Source organism: Paraburkholderia sp. 31.1, from assembly GCF_014397645.1.
GTDB classification, from domain to species: Bacteria; Pseudomonadota; Gammaproteobacteria; order Burkholderiales; family Burkholderiaceae; genus Paraburkholderia; species Paraburkholderia tuberum.
The window spans coordinates 133,326-145,647 of sequence record NZ_VZQN01000009.1; the positions used below are offsets into that span (position 1 = coordinate 133,326).

Below are 12,322 nucleotides of genomic sequence, written 5' to 3' on the forward strand. Positions count from 1 at the left end.
CTCCTCGACATCGGTTGTCTGGTACGGGCTCGCGTATGAGCCGGGGTACGAGCGGTTGTAACGGTGTCTGGTCTGCCGCGCCGCGAATCGAGCGTCGTTCCACGTTGTTGTTGTCGAAGTCAGTATAAGAGCGTCAGGTCGGATCATGCAGTGAATCCATCGCTGCGGCACGGTCTGCGCCAGCGGCTTGGGTCCCGCGCGGCGGGACGTTTTTCAATCGTTTCCTCAATCGCGCATCACGCGTCTCAACCACGGAGTCTCCATGAACGTCACTCTCAGCCTGGGCCCGCTCGTTTCGCTGATCGCCGGCATCCTGATCCTGATCATGCCGCGCCTGTTGAACTACATCGTCGCGCTTTACCTGATCATCATCGGCATCATCGGGATCTTCGGCGTGGGCTCGTCGCATCTGTGAGCGACAGGTGCCACGACGCCGGGCGCGAGATTTGCGTCCGGTATCGAGGTGGTTTCGCACGAAGGGAAGGTTCGCTGGGTGCCAGCGCCACTCGCCCGTGTGAGAGCGCGGCAAATGTCACGCCGTGACATATGCGGGAAGCGGGTATCGCGCGCAAGATTGACGCGCGCGATACCCGCGCCACGCGAACGATCGACCTGACGCGACGCGGCGTGAAGATACGGATAGGAAATGGGAAGGCGCGGTACGAAGGGATGCGGCGAATGGCCGGCGCGGATACGCCAGGAACCTGCGCTACGAACGCTCGGCCCTACCGCTCAACCGTTCGCCAGCTGTTCGAGCCGCAGGCGCCCCTGCAACGACAGCGCGCCGACCGCATAATGATCGGCATCCTGCTGATAGCGCCGGAAGCAGGCCCGCTCGACCAGGAAGGAGGCGGCAGCCAGCAGGCCGTTGCGGCTCAGGCCGAGCCGGCCATGATCGAGTGGCAACATGGAGTCGCCGGCAAGCTGGCTGGCGGCCGAGAGAATTGTGATGCAATCGGATTTCGAAGGGTTCAGCATGGCTTTCGTCCTCGGAAACGGCGTCTGCAACCGCCATGAGCAAGGCCGATTCGCAGTCCGGCAGGTCGCCGAACATCGGCATGAAATTTAATTGTATGCATGGATTTGACAATTTTCCAACCCGCGTTTTGCCGCACTGTGCGGTGAACCAAACACTGCCGATCGTGGTCCGGTAATAACGCCCACTCGAAGCGCGGCTGCTGTGGCCGTCCGTAATAACGACTCGTTTTCCGACACGCTTTCCATGCCTGCACACATCGAAGACTACGCACTCATCGGCGACGGCCATACCGCCGCGCTCATCTCCCGCGAGGGTTCCGTCGACTGGCTCTGCTGGCCGCGCTTCGACTCGGGCGCCTGCTTCGCCGCGCTGCTCGGCTCGCCCGACAACGGCCGTTGGCTGATCGCCCCCGCCACCGAGGGCGAGCACGGCGCGCCGACCATCACGCGGCGCTATCGCGGCGAAACGCTGATCCTCGAAACCGACTTCGAAACGCCCGAGGGCGCCGTCACGCTGATCGATTTCATGCCGCCCGGCAACGGCTGGTCGGAGCTGATCCGCATCGTCGTCGGCAAGCGCGGCACCGTGCGCATGAAGATGGAACTCGTGCTGCGCTTCGACTACGGCTTCTCGATTCCATGGGTCGACAAGCTCAAGCACGACAGCGGCATCAAGGCGATCGTCGGCCCCGACAACGCGGTGCTGCGCACGCCGGTCGAACTGCACGGCGAAGACATGAAGACCGTCGCGGAATTCACGGTAACCGAGGGCGAGCGCGTGCCGTTCTCGCTCGCGTACGCGGCGTCGCATCTGCGCATTCCGCCCGCGCGCGATCCGCACACGTCGCTCGCGCGCACCGAGAACCACTGGCTCGAATGGGCGGCGCGCGGCACCGTCGAAGGACGCTGGGCCGGGCCGATCCGCCGCTCGCTGATCACGCTGCGCGCGCTCGCCTACGAGCCGACCGGCGGCATCGTCGCGGCGCCGACCACGTCGCTGCCCGAGCGGCTCGGCGGCACGCGCAACTGGGACTACCGCTACTGCTGGCTGCGCGACGCGACCATCACGCTGCTCGCGATGATGCGCGGCGGCTACTACGACGAAGCGCGCGCCTGGCGCAGTTGGCTCGGCCGCGTGATGGCGGGCGCGCCGGACCAGTTGCAGATCATGTACGGCATCGGCGGCGAGCGGCGCCTGCCCGAATCCGAAATCGACTGGCTGCCCGGCTACGAGGGCGCGAAACCGGTGCGCATCGGCAACAATGCGGTCGGGCAGCGTCAGCTCGACGTCTACGGCGAGGTGATGAACGCGCTGCATCTGGCGCGCGTCGGCGGCCTGCAGGCGGACCTCACCGCGTGGAGCGTGCAGCGCGCGCTGCTCGAGCACCTGAGCACGATCTGGCGCGAACCCGACGAAGGCATCTGGGAGACGCGCGGCGGCCCCGAGCATTTCACGTTCTCGAAGGTGATGGCGTGGGTCGCGTTCGACCGCGCGATCCGCTCGGCCGAAATGTTCAAGCTCGACGGCCCCCTCGACGAATGGCGCGCGACGCGTGACACGATCCACGCCGAGGTCTGCGAGAAGGCGTGGAATCCGCAGCTCAACGCGTTCTCGCAGTACTACGGCAGCGATCAGCTCGACGCGAGCGTGCTGCTGATGCCGCTGGTCGCCTTCCTGCCGCCGCAGGATCCGCGCATCAAGGGCACGGTCGAGGCGATCGAGCGGGACCTGATGCACGGCGGCTTCGTGCTGCGCTACCGCACCACGGAATACGACGACGGCTTGCCACCGGGGGAAGGCACCTTTCTTGCGTGTTCGTTCTGGATGGTGGATAACCTTGCGCTGCAGGGACGCGTGCAGGAAGCAACCGAGATGTACGAGCGGCTGCTCGCGCTATGCAACGACGTCGGCCTGCTGTCCGAGGAGTACGACCCGGTCGATAAACGTCTCGTCGGCAATTTTCCGCAGGCGTTCTCCCACGTTGCGCTCGTGCACACCGGACTGAACCTGATGAAGCACGAGCAGGAGATGGCGCAGGCGACCGGCCATCCGGCGCGCGCGATCGAGCTTGAGGTTCAGGCAAGCCCTGATAGCGGCGGAGCAGCATCGCCATTAGCATGACGCAGTGACAATTTGCGTACACTGAATGCGAATATTGTTGCATTGCACAAATTTGCCTTATTCGATATTATCGATCTGACTGTCGGCCGACAATAATGTGCCTACAACCACAATGGCCCGCCGCAACGCCTCACGCGTGTTTGCGAAGCCCCATGCGAACCGCTTAAAACGGAGCAAACATGCTCTATCAATTTCATGAATTCCAGCGGGCGATGTTGAGCCCCCTCACCGCCTGGGCTCAGGCCGCATCGAAATCATTTGCGAATCCGGCCAGTCCGCTAGCCTATGTTCCGGGCGCCACGCGCCTTTCCGCCGGCTACGAACTGCTTTACCGGCTCGGCAAGGACTACGAAAAGCCCGAGTTCAATATTCACCAGATTGTCAAAGACGGCCATAACATTCCGATCGTCGAGCAGACGTTCATCGAAAAGCCGTTCTGCCGTCTGATGCGCTTCAAGCGCTTCGCGGACGATAGCGAAGCTGTCAGCCAATTGAAAGACGAACCGGTCGTGCTCGTCTGCGCACCGTTGTCAGGACACCACGCCACACTGCTACGCGATACCGTGCGCACGTTGCTGCAAGACCACAAGGTCTACATCACCGACTGGCTCGACGCGCGCATGGTGCCGCTAGAAGCCGGCTGGTTCGGTCTGAACGACTACATCGCGTATATCCAGGAATTCATTCGCCATATCGGCGCGAAGAATCTGCACGTGATCTCGGTGTGCCAGCCGACCGTGCCGGTGCTCGCCGCCATTTCGCTGATGGCGAGCCGCGGCGAGGACACGCCGCGCACGATGACGATGATGGGCGGCCCGATCGACGCACGAAAGAGCCCGACCTCGGTCAATTCGCTGGCCACGCAGCACTCGTACGAGTGGTTCGAGAACAACGTGATCTTCACGGTGCCGCCGAACTATCCCGGCGCGGGCCGCAAGGTCTATCCCGGCTTCCTGCAGCACACCGGTTTCGTCGCGATGAATCCGGAGCGTCACGCGGCGTCGCACTGGGATTTCTACCAGAGCCTGCTGCGCGGCGACGAGGACGACGCCGAAGCGCACCGCCGGTTTTACGACGAGTACAACGCGGTGCTCGACATGGATGCCGATTATTACCTCGACACGATCCGCGTCGTGTTCCAGGAGTTCCGTCTTGCCGAGGGCACGTGGGTCGTCAACGGCGAACCGGTGCGGCCGCAGGACATCACGACGACCGCGCTGTTTACGATCGAAGGTGAACTCGACGACATTTCGGGCGACGGCCAGACTTACGCGGCGCACGACTTGTGCAGCGGCATTCCGGCGAAGAACAAGCGTCACTTCACTGCGGAGAAATGCGGCCACTACGGCATTTTCTCGGGCCGCCGCTGGCGCACGATCATTTACCCGCAATTGCGCGACTTCATTCTCGAGCACAACAAGGCAGCAAAAACGGCGAAAGAAAAAGTCGAAGCCTGAGCATCAAACTTGCACTAGCATATAAAAAGCCAACGGTCCCGTTCGAGGCCGTTGGCTTTTTTATCGCGCTTTGTTCGTGATACTGATTTTTTGCCACGGCCATGATCACCGCGGCACTGCCCGTTACTTTCTCAACAGATACGCGAGCAGCAGTTCGGTATTCATCTGAATCACCTCGCTGCGTTCGGCGGCGCTGCTGAAATCGCGGCCGAGCGTCGCCTCGAGCGTGAAACGGTTCGACACGATGTAGTAGCCCATGCCCGAGAGCGTCACGTAAAAGCGCAGCGGGTCGATGTTCGTGCGAAACAGCCCCGCGCGCTGCCCACGTTCGAGAATGCCGCCGAGCGTGGCGACGATCGGCGAGATCATTTCGCGTATGCGCGTGGACTTCTGCATATAGCGTGCTTCATGCAGATTCTCGTTGTTGATGAGCCTCAACAACTCGGGATGATCGCGGTAGTAGTCCCACACGAAATGCGCGAGACGCGTAACCGCCTCGACCGGCGCGATTCCGTTGAGTTCGAGCGTGCGTTCCGCTTCGTTGAGCGCGCTGAACGCGTGCTCGAGTACCGCGGTGAATAGCTGCTCCTTGCTACCGAAGTAGTAATAGAGCATTCGTTCATTGGTTTCCGCGCGGCGAGCGATCTGATCGACCCGCGCGCCGAACAGCCCTCCATTTGCAAACTCTTCCGCCGCCGCGAGCAAGATGCGGCGCCTCGTGCCTTCAGGATCTCTTTTGATTTTCGGCTGATTCATGGTGGCATCGTCTTCGTGAGCCGCGTTCTCCGGATCGCGCCGCCGGCCTCTCCTCGAGCCTTTTTGTGGCGGCGTTTAGCGGGCGCGTCATGGTTGGGAAACACACCCTTTTCTGCGGTCTTTCGAATGAAGCGCTTCGATTATGGCACATGGATTGCGAATGGCAATCCGGGAAATCGGCGATAATGTGCTATTTAGTTCAGGTCGTGCGATCGCACGGCAAACCCCCGCGCCGCAACCGTGACAGACGTCAAAACACTCGCGGATCGCATCGAAGATCTGCTGCCCCAAACGCAATGCACGAAGTGCGGTTATCCCGCATGCCGTCCGTATGCCGAAGCCGTCGCCAATGGCGAGGCGAACTATAACCAGTGCCCGCCCGGCGGCGCCGAGGGCATCGCGCGCCTCGCCGCGCTGCTCGGCAAACCGGTGATTCCGCTCAATTCGGCCAATGGCGTCGAACGTCCGCGTCCGTTGGCGGTTATCGACGAGCAGGTGTGCATCGGCTGCACGCTGTGCATGCAGGCGTGTCCGGTCGACGCGATAGTTGGCGCACCGAAACAGATGCACACCGTGGTCGCCGAGCTATGCACCGGCTGCGACCTGTGCGTGCCCCCCTGCCCGGTCGACTGCATCACGATGCTCCCCGTGACCGGCGAGGCCACCGGCTGGGATGCATGGAGCCAGAGCCACGCGGACGCGGCGCGGGCGCGTCATAACCGCCACGAGACCCGTCTCGCGCGCGAGCGCGACGCCGCCGAAGCGCGCGCTGCGGCGCGGCGAGCCGCAAGCGCGCCGCCGGCTGCGCCGGACGCGGTTGCGGCAAGCGGCGCGACAGTGCCGTCCGAGGCTCCCGCCGCCCCGATTGCGGACGACGCGGAAGCGAAGAAACGCGCGATCATCCAGGCCGCGCTCGAACGCGCGCGCAAGAAGAAGGAAGACTTGGCCGCGAAAGGCGAGGGACCGCTGAACACCGAGAACGTCAGCGCCGACGTGCAGGCACAGATCGACGCCGCCGAAGCGCGCCGCCGCCGTCTCGGTCTTGCCAGCGGTAGCGACACGCCCGGCTCGGAGCAGCAGTCCGACGAGTCAAATGAGTCAAACGAGTCCAATCCGCCGTCCAACTCGCCGCCAACCACGCGCTGACCATGCCGACGCAACCCGGCCCACTCACACGGACCCGCTCCGCATGAACGCGAACAAACGCCGCGCGATCTACGAAACGCTTCAGAGCCTCAATCCGCATCCGACCACCGAGCTCGAGTACACGACGCCGTTCGAACTGCTGATCGCGGTGCTGTTGTCGGCGCAGGCGACCGACGTGTCGGTCAACAAGGCGATGCGCAGGATGTTTCCGGTCGCGAACACGCCGCAGAAGGTGTTCGACCTCGGCGAGGAAGGCGTCGCGAGCTATATCAAGACGATCGGTCTGTATCGCACGAAGGCGAAGAACGTGATCGCGACCTGCCGCATTCTGCTCGACCGGTATGGCGGCGAGGTGCCGGAGGATCGCGAGGCACTCGAAGGGCTGCCCGGTGTCGGCCGCAAAACGGCCAACGTGATCCTGAACACCGCATTCGGCCATCCGACCATCGCGGTCGACACGCACATTTTCCGCGTCGCCAACCGCACCGGCCTCGCGCCCGGCAAGGACGTGCGCGCGGTCGAAGCGGCACTCGAAAAATTCACGCCCGCCGAATTCAGGCAGGATGCGCACCACTGGCTGATCCTGCATGGACGCTACGTGTGCAAGGCGCGCCGCCCCGAATGCTGGCATTGCGCGATCGAGCCGCTGTGCGAGTTCCGGCCGAAGACCCCGCCACCCGATCTATAAGGCCGGCCCAGCTCGAAACCCGAGGCCGTGCAGCGCGCCTGCAGCCCACGCGGCCGCCGCGTAAAATAGTGCCTTACGCGCAGCGCGCACTGCGGACCCGCACCGTCGCGCTCCGCGCCTCCACTCCCACGCACCGGTTCCACGATGTTCAATCCCAGCCGCGACGAAGTTCGCCTCTTTTTCACCGACACCTGGCGCAAACAGCGCCAGGGCGAGATTTTGACGCCGCTCGAGGCGATCGCCGCCGACTGGATCGTCGAGCATCCCGAATATCACGCCGATCTCGCCGATGGTCCCGCCGCCCAGGCGCAGGACTATTCGCCGGAGCGCGGCCAGACCAATCCGTTCCTGCACCTGTCGATGCACCTGGCGATCTCCGAGCAGTTGTCGATCGATCAGCCGCCCGGCATTCGAGCCGCGCACGAGCGGCTCGCCGCGCGCCTCGGTTCTACGCACGAGGCCCAGCACGCGATCATGGACTGCCTCGGCGAAACCATCTGGGAAGCGCAGCGCACCGGCACGCCGCCGGACACGGACGCGTATCTGCAGCGCATCGAACGGCGCGCGACGCGCGACTGAGGCGACTGGAAACGCCGGCGCGGCACGACGCCAGCACGCCGAGGTACGACGCCCTCAAAGCAAAACACCCCGCCAAGGCGGGGTGTTTTGCTTTTGAAGCGTCGGCGCGAAACCGGCGCCCGACGCTTACTTTTTCTGCACGAGATCGCCTGGCAGCGATTCGATGTAAGCGGCGATGTCCTTCATGTCACCTAGCGACAGGCTCTGCACCTGTGCCTGCATGATCGCGTTGTTGCGGCCGAGGTGTGGATTGCCAGTACCCATCTGGTACTGACGCAGCGCCCAGAAGACATAGTCGGCGTACTGACCGGCCAGCTTGGGATACTCCGGGCTCACCGGCTTGTTCAGGTTGGGACCGTGGCAGGCCGCGCAGTTGTGGCTGTCGGCGAGCACCTTACCGTTGCCGGCGTCGGCCGCGTGTGCTGCGTTCGCTGCGGCCAGACCGATGACCGCCGCCGCGCCGACCGCCTTGAATACCGTGTGGAGTGCCTGTTGGGGCTTGATCATGAAATCTCCTATCCCGCGAATTGGATGTGCTGGTGACCGACGCCGATCACTTGTCGGGATTGTTTTTCGAAGCGGCAGTTTGCGCTGCGTAGTACGCGGCGACATCGGCAATGTCCTGATCCGACAGCGTCACCGCGATCGCGTGCATCGTGGCGAAATGGCGGTCGCCCTTCTTGTAGGCGCGCAGCGCGTTTTCGAGGTACGCCTGATTCTGGCCACCGAGCTTCGGCACGCGGAAAACCTCTGGATAAGCCGTGCGGTATTCGGGGATGCCGTGGCAGCCGATACACATCGCGACCTTGTCCTGGCCCGCCTTGGCATTGCCTACGACATCCGCTGCCTGCGCATTGGCCGCATACCCCGCGAGCACCGACAGCGCTGCGATCACGACGTGTTTGCCGACGAATTTATTCATAGATGTAACCTGGCTTGAGGGGAAACGGGTGCCCACAAAGGCAGCGGTCCGCGCCGTTCTTCTTGTAGGGTAGCCACGCAGGCCAAAAAAATCGGGCTCATTGTACCGCGCCGCCGCGCCGAACGTCCACCAGACACGGGGCCGCGCAACGCCCGCCGGGACGGGCGCCACGCCATGACCGCGGCGGCTTCGCAACGACGCCACAGCGGCACCGCCGCCGCGTCACTGCGCGGCTGACACCATACGTGAGCCGGTTTCAGGCCAACAGGCCTTCTGACTTATACTGGGTTTTTTCCCGCACAAGAGCATCTCGTCATGCGTTTCGAAGGCTCATCGCAGTACGTCGCCACCGACGACCTCAAGCTCGCGGTCAACGCCGCGATGACGCTCAAGCGTCCGCTGCTGATCAAGGGCGAACCCGGCACCGGCAAGACCATGCTCGCCGAGGAAGTCGCCGCCGCGCTCGGCATGCCGCTCTTGCAATGGCACATCAAGTCGACCACCAAGGCACAGCAGGGGCTGTACGAATACGACGCGGTGTCGCGTCTGCGCGATTCGCAGCTCGGCGACGAGCGCGTGAAGGACATCCGCAACTACATCGTCAAGGGCGTGCTGTGGCAGGCGTTCGAATCGGACGAGCAGAGCGTGCTGCTGATCGACGAGATCGACAAGGCCGACATCGAATTCCCGAACGACCTGCTGCGCGAACTCGACCGCATGGAATTCTACGTGTACGAGACGCGCGAGCTGGTGCGCGCCAGACATCGCCCGCTCGTGATCATCACGTCGAACAACGAGAAGGAGTTGCCCGACGCGTTCCTGCGCCGCTGCTTCTTCCACTACATCAGGTTTCCGGATGCGACGACGATGCAGCAGATCGTCGACGTGCACTACCCCGGCATCAAGAAGGATCTGCTCGCCGCGGCGCTGCAGAGCTTCTTCGAGCTGCGCAACGTCGCGGGGCTGAAGAAGAAGCCGTCCACCTCCGAACTGCTCGACTGGCTCAAGCTGCTGCTCGCCGAAGACATTCCGCCCGAAGCACTGCGCTCGGCCGATCAGAAGCAGATCGTGCCGCCCCTGCACGGCGCGCTGCTCAAGAACGAACAGGACGTGAGCCTGTTCGAGCGGCTGCTGTTCATGAACCGCAACAACCGTTGAGCGGGCGCCGCGCCGCAGGACATCCAGCATGCTGATCGACTTTTTCTACTCGCTGCGCGCCGCCCGCCTGCCGGTCTCGGTGAAGGAATACCTGACGCTGCTCGAAGCGCTGAAGGCCAACGTGATCGCGCCGTCGCTCGACGAGTTCTACTACCTCTCGCGCATCACGCTCGTGAAGGACGAGCAGTACTTCGACAAGTTCGACCAGGCGTTCGGCGCCTTTTTCAACGGTGTCGCGGCGACCTCGGAGCTCGCGTTCGAGATTCCGCCCGACTGGCTGAAGAAGAAGCTGCAACGCGACCTGTCGCCCGAGGAAAAGGCGCAGATCGAGGCGATGGGCGGCATCGACAAGCTGATGGAGCGCCTGAAGGAACTGTTCGACGAGCAGAAAGAGCGCCACGAGGGCGGCAACAAGTGGATCGGGACGGGCGGCACGTCGCCGTTCGGTCACGGCGGCTATAACCCCGAAGGCGTGCGCATCGGCGGCGACGCGGCCGGCAATCGCACGGCCGTCAAGGTATGGGAAGCGCGCGCGTATCGCGACTACGACGACCAGGTCGAAATCGGCACGCGCAACATCAAGGTCGCGCTGCGACGGTTGCGCCGGTTCGCCCGCGAAGGCGCCGCGGAAGAACTCGACCTGCCCGACACGATCCGCAGCACCGCCGCGAACGCCGGCTGGCTCGATCTGAAGATGGTGCCCGAGCGGCACAACAACGTGAAGGTGCTGATGCTGCTCGACGTCGGCGGCTCGATGGACGATCACGTGAAGCGCACCGAGGAGCTGTTCTCTGCCGCGAAGGCCGAGTTCAAGCACCTCGAGTTCTACTACTTCCACAACTGCGTGTACGACTTCCTGTGGAAGCACAACCGCCGCCGCCACGCCGAGCGCACACCGACGTGGGACGTGCTGCACAAGTTCACGCCCGACTACAAGCTGATCTTCGTCGGCGACGCGACGATGAGCCCGTACGAAGTGTTGCAGCCCGGCGGCTCGGTCGAGTACAACAACGCCGAGGCCGGCGCGGTGTGGTTGCGCCGGCTCGCCGATCACTTCCCGCACTTCGCGTGGCTGAACCCGGAGCCGGAAGCGCTGTGGCCGTACCGGCAGTCGGTCAGCGCGATCCGCGAAGTGCTGGGCCACCGCATGTATCCGCTGACGCTCGCGGGCCTCGAGACGGCCATGCGGGTGCTGAGCAAGTAACGCCCGCCGTTCCAGAATCCACGTCCCGACGCTTCAACTTCCACAACAAGAAAGCCTTCGCATGAGTTCGTCCCCGTCGCCCCTGCTGTCCCCCGCCGCCACACCGCAGAGGCGCTTCAATCCGCTCGCCGATACGTCGCTGTCGACGATCGTCGCGGGCTTCGTCGCGGCGATGACCGGCTACACGAGCTCGCTCGTGCTGATGTTTCAGGCGGGCCAGGCCGCGCATCTGAGCGACGCGCAGATTTCGTCGTGGATCTGGGCGCTGTCGATCGGCATGGGCCTGTGCACGATCGGCCTGTCGCTGCGCTTTCGCGCGCCGATCGTGATCGCGTGGTCGACGCCGGGCGCGGCGCTGCTGGTGTCGTCGCTGCCGCATGTCGAGTATGCGCAGGCGATCGGCGCATTCATCTTCTGCGCGGCGCTGCTGACGCTGGTCGGCGTCACCGGCTGGTTCGACGCGCTGATGAAGCGGATTCCGTCCGGCCTTGCGGCAGCGCTGCTAGCGGGCATCCTGTTCGAGATCGGCATCGAGATTTTCCGTGCCGCGCAGTACCAGACCGCGCTCGTGCTGACGATGTTCTTTACCTACCTGATCGTCAAACGGTTCGTGCCGCGTTATGCGATTCCGACCACGCTCGTGGCAGGCACCGCAGCCGCCGGCGGCCTCGGGCTGCTCGACTTCAGCCACTTTCACGTCGCGCTCGCGCACCCGGTGCTGACGATGCCGTCGTTTTCGGTGGCGGCTTGCGTGAGCATCGGCATTCCGCTGTTCGTGGTCGCGATGGCCTCGCAGAACGTGCCGGGCATCGCGGTGCTGCGCGCCGACGGCTATACGACCCCGTCCGCGCCGCTGATCGCGACGACCGGCGTCGCGTCGCTGCTACTCGCGCCTTTCGGTTCTCACGGCATCAATCTTGCCGCGATCACGGCGGCGATCTGCACCGGCCCCGAAGCGCACGAAAACTCCGCCAGGCGCTACACAGCGGCCGTATGGGGCGGCATTTTCTATCTGCTCGCGGGCGTGTTCGGCGCGACGATCGCCGCGCTGTTCGCGGCGTTCCCGAAGGAGTTGGTCGTGTCGGTCGCGGCCCTCGCGCTGTTCGGCTCGATCATGAGCGGGCTCGCCAACGCAATGCAGGATACGAGGCAGCGCGAGGCAGCGCTCGTCACGTTCATGGTGACCGCCTCGGGACTCACGCTGCTGTCGATCGGCTCGGCGTTCTGGGGGCTCGTCGCGGGCGTGGTGACGCAAGTCGTGCTGAACGCGCGCCGCGTGTGAACGGATCGCCACGCCCGGCTGTCCATACGC

General features: G+C 64.0%; 13 protein-coding genes. 9 read left to right on the forward strand and 4 right to left on the reverse strand.

Features of this window, described 5'->3' with window-relative positions; translation table 11 throughout:
* Window positions 1-262: 262 nt before the first annotated feature.
* Window positions 263-415 (forward strand): DUF3096 domain-containing protein, encoded by a 153-nt coding sequence (locus F6X37_RS08870; RefSeq protein ID WP_013088853.1) that lies wholly within the window; start codon window positions 263-265, stop codon window positions 413-415.
* Between the two features lie 317 nt (window positions 416-732).
* On the opposite strand, the gene F6X37_RS08875 is transcribed toward F6X37_RS08870, so the two are convergent.
* Entirely contained in the window at window positions 733-978 is a 246-nt protein-coding gene (locus F6X37_RS08875; protein WP_184009621.1) for a hypothetical protein, read from the reverse strand.
* 244 nt (window positions 979-1,222) lie between these two features.
* On the opposite strand from F6X37_RS08875, the gene F6X37_RS08880 reads away from it, so the two are divergent.
* Together F6X37_RS08880 and F6X37_RS08885 are read left to right on the forward strand one after the other, a co-directional pair.
* Window positions 1,223-3,100: a glycoside hydrolase family 15 protein gene (locus tag F6X37_RS08880; protein WP_187611022.1), complete on the forward strand. Its 1,878-nt coding sequence runs from the start codon at window positions 1,223-1,225 to the stop codon at window positions 3,098-3,100.
* 179 nt (window positions 3,101-3,279) lie between these two features.
* Entirely contained in the window at window positions 3,280-4,557 is a 1,278-nt protein-coding gene (locus F6X37_RS08885) for a polyhydroxyalkanoate depolymerase (protein ID WP_090803645.1), read from the forward strand.
* A gap of 123 nt (window positions 4,558-4,680) precedes the next feature.
* On the opposite strand, the gene F6X37_RS08890 is transcribed toward F6X37_RS08885, so the two are convergent.
* Entirely contained in the window at window positions 4,681-5,313 is a 633-nt protein-coding gene (locus F6X37_RS08890; protein ID WP_013088849.1) for a TetR family transcriptional regulator, read from the reverse strand.
* Between the two features lie 240 nt (window positions 5,314-5,553).
* On the opposite strand from F6X37_RS08890, the gene rsxB reads away from it, so the two are divergent.
* From rsxB to F6X37_RS08905, 3 genes are all read left to right on the forward strand, one after another.
* Window positions 5,554-6,459, forward strand: coding sequence for an electron transport complex subunit RsxB (gene rsxB / locus F6X37_RS08895; RefSeq protein ID WP_187611023.1), 906 nt, complete (start codon window positions 5,554-5,556; stop codon window positions 6,457-6,459).
* Between the two features lie 43 nt (window positions 6,460-6,502).
* On the forward strand, window positions 6,503-7,147 hold the full coding sequence (gene nth / locus F6X37_RS08900; RefSeq protein ID WP_187611024.1) for an endonuclease III: 645 nt from the start codon (window positions 6,503-6,505) through the stop codon (window positions 7,145-7,147).
* A gap of 144 nt (window positions 7,148-7,291) precedes the next feature.
* Complete coding sequence (locus F6X37_RS08905) at window positions 7,292-7,726, forward strand: DUF1841 family protein (protein WP_018419890.1); 435 nt, start codon at window positions 7,292-7,294, stop codon at window positions 7,724-7,726.
* Window positions 7,727-7,852: 126 nt separating this feature from the next.
* On the opposite strand, the gene F6X37_RS08910 is transcribed toward F6X37_RS08905, so the two are convergent.
* On the reverse strand, window positions 7,853-8,233 hold the full coding sequence (locus tag F6X37_RS08910) for a c-type cytochrome (protein WP_187611025.1): 381 nt from the start codon (window positions 8,231-8,233) through the stop codon (window positions 7,853-7,855).
* Between the two features lie 46 nt (window positions 8,234-8,279).
* Window positions 8,280-8,648: a c-type cytochrome gene (locus F6X37_RS08915; RefSeq protein WP_184045800.1), complete on the reverse strand. Its 369-nt coding sequence runs from the start codon at window positions 8,646-8,648 to the stop codon at window positions 8,280-8,282.
* Window positions 8,649-8,963: 315 nt separating this feature from the next.
* Between F6X37_RS08915 and F6X37_RS08920 the strand changes: the two genes are divergently transcribed.
* From F6X37_RS08920 to F6X37_RS08930, 3 genes are all read left to right on the forward strand, one after another.
* On the forward strand, window positions 8,964-9,806 hold the full coding sequence (locus F6X37_RS08920; RefSeq protein WP_090803635.1) for an AAA family ATPase: 843 nt from the start codon (window positions 8,964-8,966) through the stop codon (window positions 9,804-9,806).
* 28 nt (window positions 9,807-9,834) lie between these two features.
* Window positions 9,835-11,010 carry a vWA domain-containing protein gene (locus F6X37_RS08925; protein WP_018419886.1) on the forward strand — a complete coding sequence of 392 codons (1,176 nt, stop codon included), beginning with the start codon at window positions 9,835-9,837 and terminating at the stop codon, window positions 11,008-11,010.
* A 61-nt stretch (window positions 11,011-11,071) separates the two neighbouring features.
* Window positions 11,072-12,292, forward strand: a complete 1,221-nt coding sequence (locus F6X37_RS08930) for a benzoate/H(+) symporter BenE family transporter (RefSeq protein WP_187611026.1) — start codon at window positions 11,072-11,074, stop codon at window positions 12,290-12,292.
* The last annotated feature ends 30 nt before the right edge of the window (window positions 12,293-12,322 follow it).

Excerpts from the sequence above, each read along its gene's own strand:
- F6X37_RS08870 (WP_013088853.1), top strand. The coding sequence starts at position 263 with ATGAACGTCACTCTCAGCCTGGGCCCGCTCGTTTCGCTGATCGCCGGC.
- F6X37_RS08875 (WP_184009621.1), bottom strand. The coding sequence starts at position 978 with ATGCTGAACCCTTCGAAATCCGATTGCATCACAATTCTCTCGGCCGCC.
- F6X37_RS08880 (WP_187611022.1), top strand. The coding sequence starts at position 1,223 with ATGCCTGCACACATCGAAGACTACGCACTCATCGGCGACGGCCATACC.
- F6X37_RS08885 (WP_090803645.1), top strand. The coding sequence starts at position 3,280 with ATGCTCTATCAATTTCATGAATTCCAGCGGGCGATGTTGAGCCCCCTC.
- F6X37_RS08890 (WP_013088849.1), bottom strand. The coding sequence starts at position 5,313 with ATGAATCAGCCGAAAATCAAAAGAGATCCTGAAGGCACGAGGCGCCGC.
- nth (WP_187611024.1), top strand. The coding sequence starts at position 6,503 with ATGAACGCGAACAAACGCCGCGCGATCTACGAAACGCTTCAGAGCCTC.
- F6X37_RS08905 (WP_018419890.1), top strand. The coding sequence starts at position 7,292 with ATGTTCAATCCCAGCCGCGACGAAGTTCGCCTCTTTTTCACCGACACC.
- F6X37_RS08910 (WP_187611025.1), bottom strand. The coding sequence starts at position 8,233 with ATGATCAAGCCCCAACAGGCACTCCACACGGTATTCAAGGCGGTCGGC.
- F6X37_RS08915 (WP_184045800.1), bottom strand. The coding sequence starts at position 8,648 with ATGAATAAATTCGTCGGCAAACACGTCGTGATCGCAGCGCTGTCGGTG.
- F6X37_RS08920 (WP_090803635.1), top strand. The coding sequence starts at position 8,964 with ATGCGTTTCGAAGGCTCATCGCAGTACGTCGCCACCGACGACCTCAAG.
- F6X37_RS08925 (WP_018419886.1), top strand. The coding sequence starts at position 9,835 with ATGCTGATCGACTTTTTCTACTCGCTGCGCGCCGCCCGCCTGCCGGTC.
- F6X37_RS08930 (WP_187611026.1), top strand. The coding sequence starts at position 11,072 with ATGAGTTCGTCCCCGTCGCCCCTGCTGTCCCCCGCCGCCACACCGCAG.